Origin of the sequence: Aurantimonas sp. HBX-1 (genome assembly GCF_021391535.1) — a bacterium.
In the GTDB taxonomy this organism is placed as follows: Bacteria; Pseudomonadota; Alphaproteobacteria; order Rhizobiales; family Rhizobiaceae; genus Aurantimonas.
Genome location: NZ_CP090066.1, coordinates 190,814 through 211,868 on the forward strand (window position 1 = coordinate 190,814; position 21,055 = coordinate 211,868).

Sequence of the window (21,055 nt, forward strand, 5' to 3'; positions counted from 1 at the left end):
CGTTGGTTTCTGCTACGGCCCTTCCTATAGCACCGAACCACGGCGGCGCGAGCCGAAGGCAACCATGCAGATCATCCCGGTCCTCGATATCATGGACGGCGTCGTCGTCCGCGGCGCCGGCGGCGACCGCGCCAACTACCGGCCGATCGTCACCCCGCTTGCGCCCGGCGCCGATCCCGTGGCGGTGGCGAAGGGGTTGATGTCGCTGGTGGATTTTCCGGCCTTCTACATCGCCGATCTCGACGCGATCGAGGGCAGGGCACCGAACGCGGCGGCGCTGGCGGATCTCCTCGAAGCGTTGCCGCGGACGCAGTTCTGGATCGACGCCGGGGTCCGCGACCGGGCCGATGTCGAGCGCATCCTGGCGGTGCCGCGCCAGGTCGCGGTGATCGGCTCGGAATCGATTGCCGACGCCTCTGTCGCGACGGACTTTGCCGGCGAGGCCCGTGCGGTGCTGTCGCTCGACTTCCGCGGCGAGAATTTCCTCGGGCCGGCGGCGCTGCTGGATGATCCCGCCGGCTGGCCGCAGCGCGTCGTGGTGATGACGCTGGCGAAGGTCGGCAGCGGCACCGGGCCGGATCTGGCGCGGCTGGCGGAGATCGTCGGGCGGGCGGGCGGCCGCCGCGTATTCGCCGCCGGTGGCGTGCGCGATGCCGGCGACCTCGCGGCGCTCCGCGATGCGGGGATCGCCGGCGCGCTGGTCTCGACGGCGCTGCATGACGGCCGGCTGTCGCCGGCGACGCTGCGCGGCCTCGCCTGATCCTACGCCGCCTGCCTGGCTGCCGTCAGGCCGGCGGATCGACGTCGCGCTGACCGGCCAGCCAGGCTCTCGCCTGGTCGAAGTCGAAATCCTCGGCCACCAGCTCGCCGAGCCGGAACGGGCAGGTGCCGGGCATTTCCCCGCCGATGTCGCGGCCATGCTCGCGGAGCGACTCCCGCGCCACCCGCAGCGCAAGGCGCCACGCCTGGTGCAGGTCGATGCGCTGGCGCATGGATGGCGTGTATCTCTGGACGAGCTCGGCATGGAACATCGTCGCCTCGGTCCGCCAGTGGGGGATCGCGCGGGATGTCGGGTCGGCGCAGGCCTTGACGAGGTGGACGAGGATGTTGCGGATCTGGCTTTCGACCGCGGCGAGCTCGGCTCTGCCCAAATCCTCGATCTCCTCGGCGACGTTCGCAAGGTCCAGTGCTTGGGGCAGGTCGGGGCAGATGCCCGGAAGCCTCCGCAAGAGGCGGGCCTGAGTCTGGGACCAGGCGAAGAAATCCAAGGCGTGGGCGGTGCTGTCCGGCACGGTGTCGTCGCTCATGACATGCTCCACGATAGAGCCGACCCGGCATAGGCAGCCGGCCTCGCCGACAGGTCCGAGGCTGTCCGCAGGGGTCAGGTTAAGCCAATACGCGGCCTCGGAAAAGTCCGGCGCTTCGGGAGCAGCGTGCGTGGCCGCCGGGTCGGCAGTCGCCTGGCGATGCCGTCCTGTCCCTGCATCGCCTCGCAAAGAAAAAGGGGCCGCTGGGGCCCCTTCTCGTTGTCGTCTTCCGAGCGAAGACCGGGGTCCTACTGGAACCCGAATTTGGCGGCCAATCGCCGGAGAAGGCCGGCGGGCATCGCCGGCTTGGTGTCTTCCCCGGGATGGTCTCTTGTCTAAGCCCCGGCGAACGGATGCGCAGCGGAGCCCTTCTTGGCCACGACTTCGGCGGCGGTCGGCGTGCCCTTGATGGCGCGCTCGATGGATTCCATCGTCGCCTGGTAGTTGTAGTCGCGGATCTTCGCGTCGTCCTCGGCTTCCCAGTGGATGAAGACGCCGACGCAGATGAACAGGTCGTCGGCTTCGGCAGCCGGGATGATGCCCTTCTCGACGGAATCGGCGACAGCGCGCGCGACGGCGGTCTGGGCCGGGCCGAACATCTGGACCGCCTGCTTGGCGCCCTTGATGGTGACCTTGTTGAACATCACCGTGTTCGGCTTGCAGGGCAGGTTCGGCGCGACCACGGCGAGCAGGGTCGTGAAGCCGTCCTTGTTGTTCGTCAGCGAGTTGCAGAACGCGGCCTCGGCGGCCGAGCCGCGGGGTCCGATGATCAGGTCGATGTGGGCGACTTCGTTGCCTTCGCCGACGAGCGATTCGCCGACCATCACTTTGTTGATGGTTGCCATGAGCAGTTCCTCCAAAAATACGTTGCGCTAACCTGTCCGGCGTTGCTGCCGGCCGGTTGAGAACTTCCGAATCCAGGTAGGCCGAACTTCCGCGACGCCCTGTTGGCCGTCACGGCTGCCGTCCTCCCTTTCGCCGGACCCTCCGGTCCGGCACACGGCTACCCTTGTTGGCAGCGTCCCCCAGGGGACCGGTTAGCCAGATAGCGCCGGGGTCAAGATGGACCCCGATGGCCGACAGTCAATCATTCCGACTATGCTTCCGCAAGAAATCTCGCAAAAAGACTGGCGACCGTCAGGTCGGCGGAAGTGCCCGGATTGAGCTTTTCGCGCTTGAGTTCGGCGTCGAAGGCGAGCGCCGCCGACAGGGCATCAGCGGGTTCAGTGACTTGCCCGAAATCCGCGGCGAATTCGGCCATCCGCCGGCGCAGGGCCGCGGCGCGGGCGGCGCCGAACTTGCGGGCGACGTGGCTGTCGGGAAAGCGGCCGGCGAAGGCGAGGTAGGCGGCAAGGGCCGGGCCGAGGCCGGGGGTGGCGGGCGCCGCGTCGGCAGCCGCCAGCGCCGGCAGGCCGATGTCGAAGATCTCGGCGAAGCCGTCGGCATACTGGCGGGCGACGAGATCGCGGTCGCCGGCGAGCCGCATCGCAGCGACGAGGCCGATCGACGGCGGCTGGCGGACGTCGTGCTCGGCGGTTTCCCCGAGGCCGCCGGGGGAAGCGAGGGCGATCGCGGCGTAGGCGCCCTCGGCGTCCGTCGGTGTCAGCCCCGCCAGCGCCTGCGCGAGCGCCGTGCGCAAGGGTTCCGTGCCCCGCCCGGAGGCGGTCTCGGCGGCGGCGGCGAGCGGCGCGGCAAGCAGCACGATGCCGAGATTGGCGTTGACGCCGACGGCGGCCCAGCTGGCCCGCGTGGCGCCGAGGATGCGCGCGCCGACGCCGGCGCCGCGCTCTGCGATGAACGGCGCCGCCGCGGCCGCGGCCGCCTCGAAGGTCGCCGCCTCCATGCCGTGGCCGGGGGCGAAGCGATGCACGTTGCCGGGCTTGACCACGTCGAGCTCGGCCCGGCAGGCGGCGAGGAAGGCCGCCGCGATGGCCGCCGGCCCGAGGCTCATGAGGCGGCCAGGGCGCCCGCGGTGGCCGCTCTAGGGCTCGTGGCGGCGATTCGCGCCAGGAGATCGGCGGCGCGGATCGCGGCGATGTCCCGGCCGCTGGCGCGCTTCAGCCCGGTCCAGGCCGGCATGGAGTTGACCTCGATCACCTGCGCGCGCCCGGCTTCGTCACGCAGCAGGTCGACGCCGCAGAAATCGCCGCCGACGGCCTCGGTGGCGGCGATCGCCAGCGCCTCGAGTTCCGGGTCGGGCGGCATCGGCAGGGCCTCGGCGCCCTGCTTGATGTTGGTGATCCAGCCGGAAGATTCGCGCCGCATGGCGGCGGCCACCCGCCCGGCGGAGACGAGGATGCGGATGTCGGCGAAGCGGCCGCCCACCGCGACGCCGGCGAAATGCTGCAGATAGTAGACGCCGCCGGCGGTCTCGGTCTCGGCCGGCAGGTCGGCTTCCGAGGCGATCAGCTTCAGCCCCTTGCCCTGCGCCCCGAACAGCGGCTTCAGCACCATCGGCCGGCCCTCGTGGGCGAGAAGCCGCGCCGCCTCTGCACGTGTCTCCACGGCGTAGCTGCGGGGGCTCGGAATGCCGGCCCGGGCGAGCAGGAAACTGGTCGCCGACTTGTCGACGCAGTTCTCGACGGCCCTGGCATCGTTGGAGACGATGACGCCGACCCGCGACAGCGCGTGCAGGACGCCGAGCCGACGCGTCACCTGCTCGAAGCTGCCGCCGTCCATTGTCCTGAGGCACACCGCATCCGGCAGGGTGCCGGCAAAGCCCGGTATGGCGACGCCGTGCGGCGCGCCGGTGTCGAAGCCGATGGCGGCCAGTTCGACGACGCGGATCTCGGCGCCGCGATCGCCGAAGGCGCGGATCAACTCGCGCGCATGCCGGTCGATCCCCGCGGTGACGAGAAGGATTCGCGGGGACTTTGCGGGCTGCGGCGCCGGGATCTGCATGGCCGGCTCAGCCGAACGAGGCGTCGACGAGGGCGGCGTGGATTTCCCCGCCCCTGAACGTCTCGCCGGTCTCGAGCGCCACCACGGCGACCTCCGCCGGGGAGAAGAGCATCGGGTCGATCTTGTAGAAATCGCCGTCGTACTGGCGGAAGATCTCGGCGAAGGGCGTGCCGTGGTCGCTGGCGGTGGAACTCGGCAGGTTCTCGGCGAGCCGCCGGGCCTCGGACGCCGGGCCATTGACGTGCAGGAGGATCCGCCCGCCATAGATGACGGCGTCGTTGGTGCGGCCCATGGCGGTGATGAAGTCCGGATGCGGCGGCGGCAGCGGCGCCGTGCCCATGCCCTCGACGATGTTCGTCAGATCGAATTTCAGCTCGTGCGCCTTGTGCAGCGCCACCTCGACCACGCGCCCGACGATCTGCACAGAGCCGGCGAGACTCTGGGTCGGGGCGAAGACGATGGTGAGGTTTTCCGGCGCGACGTCGCAGTCGGCGGCGATGCGGCGGACCAGCGGCTCCGGCGGCGGGCCGGCGGCCTCCAGCACCAGCACGGCGGATTCGCTCCGGTCGGCATAGGCGATGTCCTTGAACAGCGCCTCGCGGCCGGCCAGCGCCCGGGCGGGGCCCGAGCCCATGGAGAAGTAGCTCTCCTCGCCCTCCTCGCTGACGAGCTGCCAGCCGGCATACTGGCTGCCGAGGCAGGCGATGACGGGGCTCGCGGTGCGCGCCGTCAGCGTGAACGGCCAGCGCGACAGACCGGGCGACGTGCCGATCGTCACCTCGCCGAGGCCGCCGAGGCAGATCTCGGTCATCAGCCGCCCGGCTTCCAGGCTGCCCTGCACGCTGGCGCCGGCGTCTATCAGCGTCTCGCCGGCAGCGCCGGTCGAGAACGCGACGCGCAGTTCGGCGGCGCGTGCCCGCATCGTCTCGATCAGCGGGAGCGCCCCCGCGTTGACCGACAAATTCCCCGTCCGGCTCATGCCGCTCTCCTCCCCAACCGTTCCGTCATCGCCGCGACGCGCTGATCGAACAGCGCCGTCGCGGCCTTCTCCGTGTCTGCTTCGGCCACGACCGTGCACAGCGGCTGGCCGGCCGCGAAGCTTGCCGGCGGCGTCGTGCGGTCACGGCTGAATGCCGGCCAGGCAAAGCCCGCCGGAAGCTCGATGTCGCTGTCCGCCCAGGCAAGGCCCGTGGCACGGATCAGGCCCGGGCCTGATACACGCTCCGGCAGCTCGCCGCGACAGGCTGCCAGATGCAGCGCCAGCAGCGGCTGGGCCGGGCTCTCGAAGACGTCGAGCGTCGCGCCGGCCCTTGCATTGATCTCCAGCAGCACCGGCCCGTCCGACGAGAGGACGAAGTCGGCGCTGGCGATACCGTCAAGCGGCAGCTGCGCGAGCATCGCCGCGACCGCCGCCTGCATCGCGTCGCCCTCAGTCACGGGGCCGGGCAACGGTCCGACCGCGCCGCCGTAGCGATAGGGCTCGGCGGCGGAGGGCGCGGTCCACTGCCGGGTGAAGCCGAGGAATGCGCAGCGCGTCCCTGCAGCGACGAACGCAAGGGAGATGCGCGCGCCGTCGACGCGGCGCTGGTAGTAGCGGTCCGGCGCCGGCGGATGCTCGCCGGGCACGACGTGGCTGCCGCCGGCGCCGCCGACCTTCTTCGACAGCCAGTTCGCCGGATCCGCCGGCGCGTCGCGGCGGATCGGCGGGTGGGCGACGCCGGCCGCCGCGCAAAGCTCGGCGAAGCTCTCGGGGTCCTTCAGCCGGCGCTGCGTCGCTGGCGCGGTGCCGAGGATCGGCCAGCGTTCGCCGATCGCCTCGAGCAGTTCAGGCCTGTCCTCGAACCCGGCGCCGTAGACGAAGCCGAGCGGCGCCACGCCGTCGGCCAGCCGCTCCAGCGCGGCGATCAGCGCCTCGGCGTCGAACCCGTCCGGGTAGTGGCCGTGCAGCACCTCGCTGCGCCGGGCGGCCTCGGCCAGGTCGCTGTCGCCGAAGAAGTCGAGCGCCAGCGCGCCCAGCCCGGCGAGCCGCGCGCTCTCGGCGATCTGCCGCGCCGAGAAGGCAGCCACGAGCACGGTGGGCCGGTCCGGGTCGCTCACGACACGAGCGTTCGCGCAAGCTGGAAGGCGTCGCGGAAGTCGAGGACCTGCGGTTCCTTGGCCTCGATCATACGCTTCAGCAGGCCGTATTCGGTCTTCGACTTCATCGGCCCGACGGCCAGCGCGCCGATGCCCAGCGCATTCGTGCCCTCGATCGGCGCCTCGTCGGCCATCACGTCAATGCCCTCAAGCCCCAGCGGCGGCACGGCATTGACGTCGGCCGCGACGAGCAGCCGCGTCGCGGCCTTCAGCTGCGCGGCGCTGAGCACCTGCACGCCTGCCTTGGCGGCCGACAGGATCACCTCGACCTCCTTGACGATCTCCGTGTTCTTGTCGTCGCTCGACCCGTCCACCGCCTCGACCTCGGCGCCGAACCGCTCCTTCATCTCCCGGGCGCGCGCCTCGACCCGCTCCAGCCCGCTATAGCCGACGATCTTGACCTTGGCGCCCTCCAGCGCGGCGATCACCGCGGCGCAGTAGCCGACGACGCCGGTGGCGCCGAAGACGGCGATGGTGACGTCCTTGAGCGCCTTCTGCTTCTTGTTCTTCAGGGTCCGCTCGACGCAGGCGACCATGGCCGCGGCGGTGGTGAAAGAACCGGCGGGGTCCGCCATGATGTTGCAGGCGAAGGGCGGCACCAGCGCCTTCTTCGCGGCGTCGATCATGTCCAGCGACAGCACCGCGTCGTCGCCGCCGAAGAACACGGCGCTCCTGACGCCGACATTCGGCGGCCGCGAGAAGATGACGTCCTGGACGAGGTCGCCGATCTCGCCGAGCTCGACCCGCTCGTAGGGCACGACCGCGTCATAGCCGGCGTCGAGCGCCATGTTCACGTCGAAGGGGCTGACGTGCTTGTGCGGCGTCAGCATGTGCAGGATGTTCTTGTCGGCCATTGGTGTTCCTCCAGTTCGGCTATCGTCTGCCCGTCGCCCGGGCGTTGGAAATTGTCGGTGATGCCGGGCGCCGCGGCTCAGCCGGCGCCGGCGACCCGCCGCAGCGGCGAGCGCTCGATGCGGGAGCCGGCATTGCGGCCGGCGACGACGCGCAGGGTCAGGCCCGCGTCCGCCACCGCGCCGGAGACGGCGCGCGCCAGCCGGTCGGCTTCTTCCGGCGAGGGCGCGAAGGCAAAGCCGGTCGGGCCCCAGGAGCTCTGCCCGATCCCGTGCGCGCCCGCCGCGGCGAGCATGCCGCAGATGCGCGACACCGCCGGGCTGGTGAAGATGCCGCCCTGGGCCGGGGCGAAATGGCTGCCGACCATCTGCTGGATCGTCGCGATGGCCGCGCCGAAGCCGGCGATGTCTTCCTCCGCCAGGGCCGGCAGCGCCTCGAGTAGCACGAGCCGGCAGATCAGCGCGGTGTCGATCTCGGCAAACGGGGGCAGGCTGGCGAAGGCCTTGAGCTCGTCCTCGCCGTGAAACCCTTCGGTGCGGGGGTCGAGGACGAGCAGCACCCGCCAGGCTTCCGGGAACGGCAGCCGGGCGATGATCGGCGGCGGCGCGTCGGTCGGCCCCTTGCCGCCGTCGACCGCAACGCCGCCGGCGCTGACGAAGGCCGCGCCGAGGCCCGAGCGGTTGCCCCGGCCGAGACGCGCGGCGTCGCCGGCGGGATCCGGCGCCAGCCCCTCGATCGCCCGCAGGCCCGTCGCCACGGCGAGCGCCAGCTGGGTGCCGGAACCGAGGCCGGCATGCGGCGGGATGGTCTCGTGGAATGTCAGTTCGTAGCGCCGGTCGCCGAGACCCAGATGCCCGCGCATGGCGGCAAGGTGCGCCAGGGCGCGCGCCGATTCCGGTCCGTCGGCGCGGTCCTCGGACGCGCGGCGGATCGACAGGCGGGTCGCCGGCTCGGCCAGCGCCAGCCCGATTCCGCCGAATCGCCGGCCCGATCGGCCGCCCGGATCGAGGAAGCCGAGATGCAGGCGCGCGGGCGCCGAGACGCTGACGACGTCTTCTGTCAATTTGTCCCTGCCTTCCGGGTGCCCGCACCCTATTATCGGGGCAGGCACCGATGCGGCAAGGGGAGATGGCCATGGCAGCGAAGACCTATACCGACCAGGAGGTCACCGAACGGCTGGCGAAGGAGCTGCCGACATGGCGGCTCGAGGACGGCTGGATCCGGCGGACATACAAGACGCATGGCTGGAAGGGCACGCTGATGGTGATCAACACCGTCGGCCATCTCGCCGAGGCGGCGTTCCACCATCCCGACATCACCGCCTCCTACGCCTGGGTCGAGGTGCGGCTGATGAACCACGCTGCCAAGGGCATCACCGATTCCGACTTCGCGCTGGCCAAGAAGATCGAGGAAGTGGTGAACTGGCAGCCGGGCAAGGAAGATGGCCCGCTTTCCGGAACGCCGGACGACCCGCGCTTTGCCTACATCAAATACGACAAGCACTAGGCCGGCATGGCGGGGTCTTTGACCTCGCCGGTCGAGGCGGTATCTTGGCGACGGGGCACAGGAAGCGATTCGTTTTGAGTAATGCATGGATCGACGGCCGGCCGGTATCGGTGCCGGAGGCCGTCGCTGCAGCGGCAGCGCTGATCGGTGGCAGCCGGCTGCCGGTGGTCACCGGCCTTTCGACCGACGTGGCGGGCAACCGCGCCGCGCTGGCCTTGGCCCGGATCGCCGGGGCGGCGATCGATCACCAGGGATCGGCGGCGATCTATCCGGCGATCACCGCGATCCGCGACGGCGGCATGATGATCGGGGCCCCGGCCGAGATGCGCCGGCGCGCCGACCGCGTGCTTATCGTCGGCGACGCCTTCGCGCAGTCGCCGGACCTGCCGGAATTCCTGTTCGGCCACACCCCCGACCTCGGCGAAAGGACGCGCGGCGAGCGTCAGATCCTGTGGCTCGGCGCGCCCGAGGGCAGCGCCGACATCCCGGGCGCTTCTATCGAACACGTCGGCTGTCCGGCGGATGGGATCGCCGATGCGCTGGCGATGATCCGCGCCGCGGTCGCCGGTCATCGCTTCGGCGAAGGGCCGATCGCCGCCGAACAGGCCGAAGCGGCCGCCGCGTGGATGAAAGGCGCCGGCTTCGGCTGCGCGATCTTCGCCGTCGCCGGCCTGGACGAACTCGGGATCGAGATGCTCGCCGGCCTGGTCTTCGACCTCAACGCCGCGACGCGCTTCACCTGCCTGCCGCTGTTCGGGCCGGGCCAGGGCTTCGGCGCCGCGCTGATGGCGACCTGGACGACTGGCTTTCCGCTGCGGGTCGGGTTCGGGCGCGGCTTTCCCGACCATGATCCCGACCTCTACGAGGCCGGGCAGCTGATCGCCTCTGGCGAGGCGGATCTTGCGATCCACGTCGCCGGCCTTGTGGACACGGCAACGCCGGAGCCGGAATGGTCCGGCCGCGTCAGGGTGATCGCCATCGGTGAAAGCGCAGCCGGCTGGGCGAACCCGCCGGCCATCCGCTTCGACGCGGGCATGGCGGGACGCGACCATGACGGCGTCCTCTACGACGAGCGCTTCGGCAGTTTCGTGCCGTTCGCGGCGAGCGAATCCGGCCCGCTGCCGCGTGCCGCGGACCTGCTCGCGGCGATCGCCGCGGCGATGGGCGACGTGACGACGGGAGCGGCGGCATGAGCGCGATGACCAACGAGGGCTGCCCATGCTGACGCGTCTCACGGGCGGGCACGTCGTCGATCCGGCCAACGGCATCGACGCGGTCGGCGATCTCTTTGTCGAGGACGGCGTGGTGGTCGAAGCGCCGGCGGACGGCCGGCAGGCGGGCGAGACGATCGACTGCACGGGCCTCGTCGTCATGGCCGGCGCGATCGACATCCATTCCCATATCGCCGGCGGTCACGTGAACACGGCGCGGCTGCTGCTGCCGGAATTCCACCGGGCGTTCCAGGCGCGGCCCGGCGCGACGGCGCTCTCCAAGGTCGGCTGGACGACCGAGGAAACGGGCCTGCGCTACGCCGAGATGGGCTTCACCACCGTGGTCGAGCCGGCGATGGCGCCGTCCTCGGCGCTGCATGCGCATCTCGAGCTCGCCGACATCCCGATCATCGACAAGGCGACGCTGGTCGTGCTCGGCAACGACGACTTCCTGATGTCGATGATCCGCGACGGCGAGAGCGAGAACGCCATCGAGGACTACGTCGCCTGGACGGTCTCGGCATCGCGGGCGCTCGGCGTCAAATGCATCAATGCCGGCGGCTCGGCGGCGTTCAAGGAAAACGTCCGCAAGTTCGATTTCGACGACGAGGTGCCCGACTACGGCGTCACCTCGCGGCGCATCGTCAAGACGCTGCAGGCGGCCGTCACCGGGCTCGGCATCCCGCATCCGCTGCATGTCCATTGTAACAATCTCGGCGTGCCGGGCGATTCCGCGGCCTCCGCCGTGGCGACCATCGAGGCGGCCGAAGGCGTGCCGCTGCATCTGGCGCATCTGCAGTTCTACGGCTACGGCACCGGCGGCGACCGGCGCTTCTCCTCGGAGGGCCAGCGTCTGGCGGAGCTGGTCAACCGCACCAAGGAGGTGACGGTCGATATCGGCCAGGTGATGTTCGGCCAGACCGTCACGATCTCCTCCGACGAGCTGCGGCAGTTCGTCGGGCGGGGGCAGGCCAGCCCCGGCAAGTCGGTGATCTACGACCACGAGGCCAATGGCGGCGGCATCGTGCCGATGGACTACAAGCGCTCGAACTATTTCAACGCGCTGCAATGGGCGATCGGGCTGGAGCTGTTCCTGCTGATCGACGACCCGTCGCGGGTGTTCTTCACCACCGACCATCCGAACGGCGCGCCGTTCACCGCCTATCCGGAGATCTTCGCGCTGCTGATGGACCGCAATGTGCGCGAGCGCTGGCTGGCGGCGCTGCCGAAATCCGTGCTGGCGATGACGACGCTCGCCGAGATCGGCCGCGAATACACGCTGGGCGAGATCGCCACGATGACCCGCGCAGCGCCGGCGCGGCTGCTGGGCACGCCCGACCGCGGCCATCTCGGCGCCGGCGCGGTGGCCGACGTCGCGGTGTACCGGCCGGGCGACGACAAGGCGGCGATGTTCGGCCGCGCCGCCTATGTCCTCAAGGACGGAACGCTGGTGGTGAAGGACGGGCAGGTTGTGAACCGCACGACGGGACGCACGCTGACGGTGCGGCCGGAGCCCGACAGAGCGATGGCGCGGCGGCTGGAGACCTATTTCGACGACCGCTACGGCCTGCCGGCCAAGTGGTTCGAGGTGCCGGAACACGCCATCGGGCGCGACGAACCGTTCAAGGTGGTGGCATGCCGGACATGAACACCGCCGCGACGATCAACGGCGTCGTCATCGACGACACCTTCGCCGAAGCCTTCCCGATGAACGGCACGGCGATCCAGGTGACCGCCGACAGCGAAAAATGGGCGCTCGAGGCGGCCCGCTCCTTCACCGGCTTCGCCACCTCGGTGATCGCCTGCGGCTGCGAGGCGGGGATCGACCGCATCGTGCCGCCGGAGGAGACCCGGGACGGGCGCCCCGGCGTGCGCATCCTGCTGTTCGCCATGGACAAGGCGGGGCTCGCCAAGCAGCTCGGCACGCGGCTCGGCCAGTGCATCCTGACCAGCCCGTCGTCAGCCTGCTACGCCGACCACGACGGCGACACCCAGATCGATCTCGGCTCGGCGATCCGCTATTTCGCCGATGGCTGGCAGATCTCCAAGAAGTTCGGCGACAAGCATTTCTGGCGCATGCCGGTGATGGAGGGCGAGTTCCTCTGCGAGGCCAAGACCGGGATCACCGCGGACGGCGTCGGCGGCGGCAATCTGCTGTTCCTCGCCCGCACGCCGCGCCAGGCATTGGCCGCGGCCGAGGTCGCGGTCGACGCGATGCACGGCGTGCCGGACGTGATCATGCCGTTTCCCGGCGGGATCGTGCGCTCCGGCTCCAAGGTCGGCGGCAAGTACAAGGGGATGATGGCCTCGACCAACGATGCCTATTGCCCGACGCTGAAGGGCGTCACTCCGTCGGCGCTCGGCCCGGACATCGGCTCGGTGCTGGAGATCGTCATCGACGGGCTGAGCGCCGACGCGGTCGCCGCGGCGATGCGGGCCGGGCTGAAGGCGGCGGTCGAGCTCGGACCCGACGAGGGCGCACTGCGGATCGGCGCCGGCAATTACGGCGGCAATCTCGGACCGCATCACTTCCATCTCAAGGATATCCTGCCATGAGCGGCCTGACCTTCCGCAAGAAGGCCGAGCCGGAGCAGCGGCTCGACCTCTCGGTGCTGACGCCGGCCCGGCTCGCCGGCCTGTCGACGGCCGAGATCGCGGCGCTGCCGGTGGGCACGACGCGGCAGCTGCTGCGGGTGGGCGACGTGTTCGCCGTCGACGGCAGCGACGCCGCGTCGATCCGCTTCGAGGGCGGCTCCGACCGGTTCGACCGGATCGGCGAGGCGCTGGACGGCGGCGCGATCCATGTCGAGGGCGACGCCGGCTGGCGCGTCGGCCGGGCGATGCAGGGCGGGCGCCTGACGGTGTCCGGTTCGGTCGGGGGCCTTGCCGGCTCGAGCATGAGCGGCGGCCTGCTGTCGATCGGCGGCAATACCGGCCAGCGGCTCGGCGGGCCGATGCCGGGCGAGATGGCCGGCATGCGCGGCGGCGAAATCCGCGTCGCCGGCAGCGCCGGCAGCCGCGCCGCGGACCGGATGCGCCGGGGCACGATCCTGGTCGCCGGCGAACTCGGCGAGGACGCCGGCAGCCGGATGATCGCCGGCACGCTGATCGCCGGCGGCATCGCCCGCGGCACGCCCGGCCGGCTGATGAAGCGCGGCACGCTGATCCTGTGCGGCGGCGCCGAGCGGCTCGGCCCGACCTTCCTCGACAACGGCCCGGCCGACCTCCTGATCCTGCGCCTGATGGCGCGCGAGCTCGCCGCCGGCGCGCTGGCGCCGCTGCCCTTCGACGGCGGGCCGATGCGCCGCATCGGCGGCGACACGGCGGTGCTCGGCAAGGGCGAGATCTTCCTGCCGCTGTGAAGGTCGCATTTCATTTTGCTAGTGTGGAGTGGATTCAGATCAGCGACCGATAATGTCGCTTATCGATATCACGGCGTATTTTTTTTGCGGCATGTTCGCGGACATCGCACACAAAGCACTCCTAAAAAGCGTCATACGATTTTCGCGTCGGTGTTGACCGGTAAGGTCAGCCCGGCATCGCGGTGCCTCGCGGGAGGGAAGTAAGGCAGGTGCGCGTTCGACCCGAATCGCGACGTCATCATGAAGCTGAACCACGCGATCCCGCTTCTCACGCTACACGACTTGTTGGATAGATGGTCCCGTCGCATCAAAGTACGGTATCTGCTGGCCGAATCTTCGCCCTCAATCCCCTGACTACGCCTCTGCTGATATCATGCACTGTACTGCGTGGCCGGCAAAAGGAGCATCGAGGGCATCTTGGGTGCCGCAGGTCCTCTCCGTCGAACCCATCCCGCAGAGCGACGGCGGCAACTACTCTGCCGATGCCGGGCATTGCGACCGACACAAAGGACGCTCTATCGGAAGCCTTTCTAATTCCTCTTGTGACGTAGCGTAATTTAGCGTATAATTTAAATTAATTCGTATTCTATATCATAAACTTATGTTATTGATCCGCTGGATATCACCCAATCCTTTAGAGGCTCCTATGTGGGATCTAATCGACAGCGAAACTCTAGTGATATTCATACTAAGCGCTGGCTTGCCAGTCTCGATATTCTTCGGGCGAGGAAGCATCCGAAAAAGACGATTGAAGCGGCTTCTTGATCTCAATTCCCGGTTAGATAGGAGCTCAGCCGACCCATTTCTGCGATCTATGATGTACCTATTGATAACAAAATATAGAAGTTACTCCGAGGTAGATCCTGTTCCATCAAGATGGAAAAGGTTTTGGTTTTATAATTTTGAGATATTTTCATTTATTGCACCAACGGTTATGTTCATTATCCTGAGTATGATTGGATTCTTTCTTGTATTGGAGGCGATGCGATATCCATTTACGGAAACAAACCTTTTGATGTTGGGGTTGCAGTCAAGCACTACGGCCGATGTCAGCGCAAATTATCAGAAGGTGACGGCGCTAATTGTTTGTGCAGGGTTTCTCGGCGCATACGTCTGGTCGACCAAGTACTTAATACTCAGAGTTGCCAATTTGGATTTAACGCCCATTGATTTTCTTCAAGTATCAGCGCACATTATATTAACAATTTTGATCGCAGGTATTCTTCGGCACTTTGAGGGGTCTGCGTTGGAATTCGCAGCTTCAGGTGCACTCTTGCTAGCGTTTCTTTTCGGGTTGTTTCCCGGGTTGGGGGTCGCAACGCTGTGGGACAGGTTGCCGGGGCGCTTGAAATCCAAAGGCGCGATCTCTCAATATCGAGAAATAGCCAGAGATTTTCCGTTAGATTTACTTGATGGAATTGATAGTAGCAAAAAATTTCGCCTGGAGAGTTATGAAATAACCGATGTACAGATAATGGCTACAGCAAATCCGGTGCAGTTGTTTGTTTCGACCCCCTACAATCTAGCGCTAATACTAGATTGGATTGCTCAAGCGCAGCTTTTAGTTATTCTTGGCCCAGAGAAATTTCTCGAGGCACGCGCGATGTGCATCAGAAATATACATGATTTCCTTGACGCAGCGGAAACCGTCGGAGGGCGAGCGTATATAATGCCGCTGCTCTCCACTAGTCCCATGTCCGACCAGATTATAAAAGAGCGGATAATATCTATATCGTCCGGGATTCATGTGCGGTTTCTAAGAGAGATATGTTTCGCGCTCAGTAATATCGAGCGGCGAGCATTTCCCTATCAAATCAGTGACAATCGGAATGATGCTAAAGATGAGTCGGTGAAGAGGGAGGAGGATGCGGCATAGAGTTTCATTGGCCTTTAAAGTCAATCTTAACCCCGGCGCCAAAATCGGTGTCGTTCGCGGTAGATCTCCGTTTTTAAGAAATTTATCTATTGAGGTTTCGGTGATCCCATTCTGAATATGGGGTGAGCGCCGGCCCGTAAGGAGCTTGCCTTAGCTCGTGTAGAGTGATGATACCGATCGTGCGGATCAGGATGTTTCGTCGAGGAGAACCGAGGGCCACCTTTAGGATCGCCTCCAAATCGACGTCTTCTCAGTGTCTCCGGCCCGTAGGCGTGACGCCGGCAGGGCACCGCATTCGGGAGTGACACGATGATCGACCTGATCCTGACCGTCTGCATGATCGCGGACCCCTCGTCCTGCCGCGAGGAACGGCTCGCCTACGAGAGCCGCGGCTCGCTGGCGCAATGCATGATGCTCTCGACGCCCTACGTCGCCGCGTGGGCGGGCGATCACCCGCAGTGGACGGTCAAGCGGTGGAAGTGCGGTTGGCCCGAGGAACGCAAGCAGCCGATCTGAGCTCCCAAGCGTGCGCTGCCGAGCGATCGCGCATTATGCCTGAAATCTAGGCGGCCCGTCGGAGCCGATCGTCCGGCTGCCTTAACATTAGGCACGCGGACGCTGCCGCAGTGCCGCTGCGGCGCCGGTTCCGCCGATCAGGCCGAGCATTCGCCGAGATTGGCACAGGCTTTGCTCCGTTTCACTCGTAACCCGACCGCGTCGGGGCCGAAACGAGTGGAGATGGCGCATGAACTCACCCTTCAAATGGATCCGGGGCATTGCCGCCGCGGCGGCAATGACAGGCGTGGCGCTCACCGGAGCCGCCGCCCAGGACGCGCCCAGCGGCGAGCCGATCAAGGTCGGCGTCCTGCACTCGCTGTCCGGGACGATGGCGATCTCCGAGACGACCCTCAAGGACGTCATGCTGATGCTCATCGAGGAGCAGAACAAGAAGGGCGGCCTGCTCGGCCGGCCGCTGGAGGCGGTCGTCGTCGATCCGGCCTCCGACTGGCCGCTGTTCGCCGAGCGCATGCGCGACCTCGTCTCCGCGCAGGACGTCGCGGCGGTGTTCTGCTGCTGGACGTCGGTGTCGCGCAAGTCGATCCTGCCGGTCGCCGAGGAGCTGAACACGGTGGTGTTCTACCCGGTCCAGTACGAGGGCGAGGAATCGTCGCGGAACATCTTCTACACCGGCGCCGCCCCGAACCAGCAGGCGATCCCGGCTGTCGACTACCTGATGGCGGAAGGCGTCGAGCGCTGGGTGCTGGAGGGCACCGACTACGTCTATCCGCGCACCACCAACAAGATCCTCGAGCAGTATCTGATGGACAAGGGCGTCGCCGCCGAGGACATCAAGATCAACTATACCCCGTTCGGCTTCTCCGACTGGCAGACCGAGGTCGCCGCGATCAAGGAATTCGGCTCGGCCGGCAAGAAGACCGCGGTGGTGTCGACCGTCAACGGTGACGCCAACGTGCCGTTCTACAAGGAACTCGCCAACCAGGGCATCGCCGCGACGGACATTCCGGTGGTGGCGTTCTCGGTCGGCGAGGAAGAACTCGCCGGCATCGACACCGGCCCGCTGGTCGGCCATCTCGCCGCCTGGAACTACTTCATGTCGGTCGACACGCCGGAAAACGCCGAGTTCATCGAGAAGTGGAAGGCCTTCATCGGCAACGAGGAGCGCGTCACCAACGACCCGATGGAGGCCCACTATATCGGCTTCAACATGTGGGTGAAGGCGGTCGAGAAGGCCGGCACGACGGACGCCGACGCGGTGATCGCGGCGCTGCCGGGCATCGAGCAGGCCAACCTCACCGGCGGCGTCTCCAAGATGCTGCCGAACCACCACATCACCAAGCCGGTGCTGATCGGCGAGATCAACGCCGACGGCCAGTTCGACATCGTCAGCGAGACCGAGGAACTGGTCCCCGGCGACGCCTGGTCGGACTTCCTGCCGGAATCGAAGCCCCTCGAGGCCGACTGGACCGACCCGATCAACTGCGGGAACTACAACACCGAGACCAAGACCTGTGGTGGCGCTTCGGCTGCGGCTGCTCAGTAAGCACACCAGGTCTGTCGAGGCTCGCTTGCTCCCAGAGCGAGCCTCGAGCGGGGGCGGCCAGGCGACCGTCCCCGCCAATGTCTCCACCGCTACAGGATATTTCATGGCCGTCTTCGCGCGCTGGTGCCTCGCTCTTCTCCTGCTGGTCCCGGTCACGATCCTATCCGCCGTCCCGGCGAGCGCGCAGGACGGCGATGCCGCGGCGATCATCCAGAAGTTCGGCGGCAAGCAGAGCTTTGCCGACACCGAGGCGGTGATCGACGAACTCGCCGCCACCGGCAATGCCGACGTGGCGCCGGCGCTGCGGGCGCTAGGCGACGGCAGCCTCTACTGGCGCAAGGGCGACGAGAGGGTGTTCATCGGCCGCGGCAGCGACCCGGTCACGCTGCTCGATCCGCTGACCGGCGCGGAGGTGGGCACGGCGCCGGCCGGCGACCTGACCAAGGTCCGCATCAAGAATTCCATCCGCAACGACATCTCGACGGCGCTCGGGTCGCTGACGCTCGGGTCCCCCGATCCGGCGCAGCGCCTGCGGGCCGCCTCGACGCTGTTTTCCGACGGCGATCCGGCGATGATCGAGCCGCTCCAGGCGGCGATCGCCCGGGAACAGGACGCGGCCGTGAAAGCCCGCATGGAGGAGGCGCTGGCCGCCGCCGTGCTGGCCTCCGACCGGCCGGCGGCGGAGAAGGCCGAGGCCGCGGCCGTCATGGAAGGGCGCGGCGACCGCGAGGCGCTAACGCTGCTCGTGCGCTTTGCCGGCGCCACCGAGGACGTGGAAGCCAAGGCCGCCGCCGAGAAGGCGATCGCGGCAATCGAGGGCAACATCGCCTTCTGGTACCAGATGCAGAACATCTGGTACGGCCTGTCGCTCGGCTCGGTGCTGCTGCTCGCCGCGATCGGGCTCGCCATCACCTTCGGCGTCATGGGCGTCATCAACATGGCGCATGGCGAGATGGTGATGCTCGGCGCCTACACGACCTTCGTCGTGCAGGAGGCGATCCGCACCAGCGCGCCCGAGCTCTTCGCCTGGTCGCTGGCGATCGCCCTGCCGCTGGCGTTCCTCGTCTCCGGCACGGTCGGGCTGGTGATGGAGCGCTTCCTGATCCGCTTCCTCTACGGCCGGCCGCTGGAGACGCTGCTCGCCACCTTCGGCGTGTCGCTGATCCTGCAGCAGGCGGTCCGCACGATCTTCGGCCCGACCAACCGCGAGGTCGGCAACCCGGAATGGATGTCCGGCGCCTTCGAGGTCGGGATGATGGCGATCACCTGGAACCGGCTGTGGATCATCGTCTTCTCGCTGGTGGTGTTCGCCGGCCTGCTGGTGGTGCTCAACCGCACCTCGCTCGGCCTGCAGATGCGGGCCGTCACCCAGAACCGCAAGATGGCCTCGGCGATGGGCATCCGCACGCCCTGGGTCGACGCGCTGACCTTCGCGCTCGGCTCCGGCATCGCCGGCATCGCCGGGGTGGCGCTCAGCCAGATCGACAACGTCTCGCCGGACCTCGGCCAGGGCTACATCATCGATTCCTTCATGGTGGTGGTGTTCGGCGGGGTCGGCAATCTCTGGGGCACGCTGGTCGGGGCGATGAGCCTCGGCATCCTCAACAAGTTCCTCGAGCCCTATGCGGGCGCGGTGCTCGGCAAGATCGTCGTGCTGGTTCTGATCATCCTGTTCATCCAGAAGCGGCCGCGCGGCCTGTTCGCCCAGAAGGGGAGGTTCGTGGACGCATGATCCTCGCGCGATTCCTCGGCCCACGGGTCTGGTTCCTGGTGGTCGCGCTGGTCGCCGCGGCGGTGCTGGTGCCGGCGGCGAGCCTGTGGCTGCCGGCCGGCCATCCGCTGCACGTGCCGCCCTATCTCGTGCCGCTGATCGGCAAGTACATCTGCTACGCGCTGCTGGCGCTCTCGCTCGATCTCGTCTGGGGCTATGTCGGCATCCTGTCGCTCGGCCACGGCGCCTTCTTCGCGCTCGGCGGCTACGCGATGGGCATGTACCTGATGCGCCAGATCGGCCCGCGCGGCGTCTACGGCAATCCGGTGCTGCCGGACTTCATGGTGTTCCTCAACTGGCAGGAACTGCCGTGGTACTGGACCGGCTTCGACCAGTTCTGGTTCGCAGCGATCATGGTGATGCTGGTGCCGGGGCTGCTCGCCTTCGTGTTCGGCTATTTCGCCTTCCGCAGCCGCGTCACCGGCGTGTACCTGTCGATCATCACCCAGGCGATGACCTATGCGCTTCTGCTGGCGTTCTTCCGAAACGACATGGGGTTCGGCGGCAATAACGGCCTGACCGACTTCAAGGACATTCTTGGTTACCCAATCCAGGCGGCGACGACGCGGGCGGCGCTGTTCTCGGCCAGCTGCATCGCGCTCGCCATCGCCGTGCTGTTCGTCGGCTGGATCACCCGCTCCAAGCTCGGCAAGCTGATGGTGGCGGTGCGCGACGCGGAAAGCCGCACCCGCTTCATCGGCTGGCGGCCGGAGCACGTGAAGCTCTTCGCCTTCACCGTCTCGGCGGTGATGGCGGGGATCGCCGGCGCGCTCTACGTGCCGCAGGTCGGCATCATCAACCCCGGCGAGTTCGCGCCGGTCAATTCCATCGAGGTGGTGGTCTGGGCGGCGGTCGGCGGCCGCGCGACGCTCATCGGCCCGATCCTCGGCGCGCTCATCGTCAACTTCGCCAAGAGCACCTTCACCGCGATCGCGCCGGAATACTGGCTGTTCGTGCTCGGGGGCCTGTTCGTCTTCGTCACGCTGTTCATGCCGCGCGGCATCGTCGGCACGTTCGATCACGGCTGGAGCGGCTGGCGCGCCCGCCGGGCCGCGAAACGCGCCGAAGAGGGCGAGGCGGTAGACGACCGCGTCGCCGCGGCGAACCCGGCGGAGTAGGCGATGAACATGATCGAACCCACGCCACAAGCGACGCCGGCCGCCGTCTCGCCGCACCCCTATGCCAGCGCGCGACGCGACGAGGCGCTGCGCAATCCGCCCGGCGCGGCGCGCCGCGAAACGCTGCTCTATCTCGACGGCGTCAACAAGAGCTTCGACGGCTTCAAGGCGATCAACAACCTGTCGCTGGTGCTGGTGCGCGGCGAGATGCGCGCGATCATCGGGCCGAACGGCGCCGGCAAGACGACGATGATGGACATCATCACCGGCAAGACCAAGCCGGATTCCGGCGAGGTCTATTTCAACGGCGACGTCGACCTCACCCGCCACGACGAGGCGGCGATCGCCGGCATGGGGATCGGGCGGAAGTTCCAGAAGCCGACCGTGTTCGAGGGCCACACGGTGGAGGACAATCTCCGCCTGTCGCTCGCCGGCCCGCGCTCGATCTTCAGCGCGCTCGTGCATCGCACGGACGACGGCGAGCGGGCGGCGATTGCACGGATCCTCGACACGACGCGGCTGTCGGCCAAGCGCCGGACGCTGGCGGCCGACCTCTCGCACGGCCAGAAGCAGTGGCTGGAGATCGGCATGCTGCTCGCACAGGATCCCGAACTCCTGCTGGTCGACGAGCCGGTCGCCGGCATGACCGACGCCGAAACCGAGGAGACCGCGCGGCTCCTGCGCGAGATCGCCGAGACCCGCTCGGTGGTGGTGGTCGAGCACGACATGCATTTCGTCCGCGATCTGGCGGTGAAGGTCACCTGCCTGCACGAGGGCGCGGTGCTCTCGGAAGGCACGCTCGACCACGTCTCGAAGGACCCGCGGGTGATCGAGGTGTATCTTGGGCGGTGAGGGCGGGGAGGGCGGCGTCGACACCGACGTCTCCGTCGGGATGCCGCCTCCTCCGCGTCGTCATCCTCGGGCCCCGTCCCGAGGATCCAGGACGGTGGAGG

Annotated in this window: 20 protein-coding genes; 12 read left to right on the forward strand and 8 right to left on the reverse strand. The window is 67.7% G+C overall.

The window, feature by feature from the left end; genetic code table 11:
* Positions 1–64 precede the first annotated feature (64 nt).
* Positions 65–760, forward strand: coding sequence for a HisA/HisF-related TIM barrel protein (locus LXB15_RS00955; protein ID WP_233950436.1), 696 nt, complete (start codon positions 65–67; stop codon positions 758–760).
* 25 nt (positions 761–785) lie between these two features.
* On the opposite strand, the gene LXB15_RS00960 is transcribed toward LXB15_RS00955, so the two are convergent.
* From LXB15_RS00960 to LXB15_RS00995, 8 genes are all read right to left on the reverse strand, one after another.
* A complete protein-coding gene (locus tag LXB15_RS00960) occupies positions 786–1,307 on the reverse strand; it encodes a DUF29 domain-containing protein (protein ID WP_233950437.1) in 522 nt (173 codons plus the stop codon).
* A gap of 335 nt (positions 1,308–1,642) precedes the next feature.
* Complete coding sequence (fae, locus tag LXB15_RS00965; protein ID WP_233950438.1) at positions 1,643–2,152, reverse strand: formaldehyde-activating enzyme; 510 nt, start codon at positions 2,150–2,152, stop codon at positions 1,643–1,645.
* Positions 2,153–2,403: 251 nt separating this feature from the next.
* Complete coding sequence (locus tag LXB15_RS00970; protein WP_233950439.1) at positions 2,404–3,258, reverse strand: triphosphoribosyl-dephospho-CoA synthase; 855 nt, start codon at positions 3,256–3,258, stop codon at positions 2,404–2,406.
* Entirely contained in the window at positions 3,255–4,208 is a 954-nt protein-coding gene (locus LXB15_RS00975; RefSeq protein ID WP_233950440.1) for a RimK family alpha-L-glutamate ligase, read from the reverse strand. Before LXB15_RS00975 ends, LXB15_RS00970 begins: the two co-directional genes overlap by 4 nt.
* Before the next feature lie 7 nt (positions 4,209–4,215).
* Entirely contained in the window at positions 4,216–5,187 is a 972-nt protein-coding gene (gene mch, locus LXB15_RS00980; RefSeq protein ID WP_233950441.1) for a methenyltetrahydromethanopterin cyclohydrolase, read from the reverse strand.
* The gene (locus tag LXB15_RS00985) at positions 5,184–6,305 is read right to left on the reverse strand and encodes an ATP-grasp domain-containing protein (protein ID WP_233950442.1); all 1,122 of its coding nucleotides are present in this window, start codon (positions 6,303–6,305) and stop codon (positions 5,184–5,186) included. The genes mch and LXB15_RS00985 overlap by 4 nt, the downstream gene beginning before the upstream one ends.
* Entirely contained in the window at positions 6,302–7,198 is an 897-nt protein-coding gene (locus LXB15_RS00990; protein ID WP_233950443.1) for an NAD(P)-dependent methylenetetrahydromethanopterin dehydrogenase, read from the reverse strand. The genes LXB15_RS00985 and LXB15_RS00990 overlap by 4 nt, the downstream gene beginning before the upstream one ends.
* 77 nt (positions 7,199–7,275) lie before the next feature.
* Positions 7,276–8,259, reverse strand: coding sequence for a beta-ribofuranosylaminobenzene 5'-phosphate synthase family protein (locus LXB15_RS00995; protein ID WP_233950444.1), 984 nt, complete (start codon positions 8,257–8,259; stop codon positions 7,276–7,278).
* A 71-nt stretch (positions 8,260–8,330) separates the two neighbouring features.
* On the opposite strand from LXB15_RS00995, the gene LXB15_RS01000 reads away from it, so the two are divergent.
* The 11 genes from LXB15_RS01000 to urtD all read left to right on the forward strand — a co-directional run bounded on the left by LXB15_RS01000 (position 8,331) and on the right by urtD (position 20,954).
* Positions 8,331–8,702, forward strand: a complete 372-nt coding sequence (locus tag LXB15_RS01000; protein ID WP_183208291.1) for a 4a-hydroxytetrahydrobiopterin dehydratase — start codon at positions 8,331–8,333, stop codon at positions 8,700–8,702.
* A 44-nt stretch (positions 8,703–8,746) separates the two neighbouring features.
* The gene (locus LXB15_RS01005; protein WP_233950445.1) at positions 8,747–9,895 is read left to right on the forward strand and encodes a hypothetical protein; all 1,149 of its coding nucleotides are present in this window, start codon (positions 8,747–8,749) and stop codon (positions 9,893–9,895) included.
* 25 nt (positions 9,896–9,920) lie between these two features.
* Entirely contained in the window at positions 9,921–11,561 is a 1,641-nt protein-coding gene (locus LXB15_RS01010) for a formylmethanofuran dehydrogenase subunit A (protein WP_233950446.1), read from the forward strand.
* Positions 11,549–12,469 carry a formylmethanofuran--tetrahydromethanopterin N-formyltransferase gene (gene fhcD / locus LXB15_RS01015; protein ID WP_233950447.1) on the forward strand — a complete coding sequence of 307 codons (921 nt, stop codon included), beginning with the start codon at positions 11,549–11,551 and terminating at the stop codon, positions 12,467–12,469. The genes LXB15_RS01010 and fhcD overlap by 13 nt, the downstream gene beginning before the upstream one ends.
* Positions 12,466–13,275: a formylmethanofuran dehydrogenase subunit C gene (locus tag LXB15_RS01020; RefSeq protein ID WP_233950448.1), complete on the forward strand. Its 810-nt coding sequence runs from the start codon at positions 12,466–12,468 to the stop codon at positions 13,273–13,275. The genes fhcD and LXB15_RS01020 overlap by 4 nt, the downstream gene beginning before the upstream one ends.
* 934 nt (positions 13,276–14,209) lie before the next feature.
* On the forward strand, positions 14,210–15,151 hold the full coding sequence (locus tag LXB15_RS01025; RefSeq protein WP_233950449.1) for a hypothetical protein: 942 nt from the start codon (positions 14,210–14,212) through the stop codon (positions 15,149–15,151).
* Between the two features lie 309 nt (positions 15,152–15,460).
* Positions 15,461–15,667, forward strand: a complete 207-nt coding sequence (locus LXB15_RS01030; protein WP_233950450.1) for a hypothetical protein — start codon at positions 15,461–15,463, stop codon at positions 15,665–15,667.
* Positions 15,668–15,896: 229 nt separating this feature from the next.
* A complete protein-coding gene (gene urtA, locus LXB15_RS01035) occupies positions 15,897–17,213 on the forward strand; it encodes an urea ABC transporter substrate-binding protein (RefSeq protein WP_233950451.1) in 1,317 nt (438 codons plus the stop codon).
* Positions 17,214–17,316: 103 nt separating this feature from the next.
* Positions 17,317–18,945 (forward strand): urea ABC transporter permease subunit UrtB, encoded by a 1,629-nt coding sequence (gene urtB, locus LXB15_RS01040; RefSeq protein WP_233950452.1) that lies wholly within the window; start codon positions 17,317–17,319, stop codon positions 18,943–18,945.
* Positions 18,942–20,102: an urea ABC transporter permease subunit UrtC gene (gene urtC, locus LXB15_RS01045; RefSeq protein WP_233950453.1), complete on the forward strand. Its 1,161-nt coding sequence runs from the start codon at positions 18,942–18,944 to the stop codon at positions 20,100–20,102. The genes urtB and urtC overlap by 4 nt, the downstream gene beginning before the upstream one ends.
* Positions 20,103–20,105: 3 nt before the next feature.
* Positions 20,106–20,954, forward strand: a complete 849-nt coding sequence (urtD, locus tag LXB15_RS01050; RefSeq protein ID WP_233950454.1) for an urea ABC transporter ATP-binding protein UrtD — start codon at positions 20,106–20,108, stop codon at positions 20,952–20,954.
* Positions 20,955–21,055: the final 101 nt, after the last annotated feature.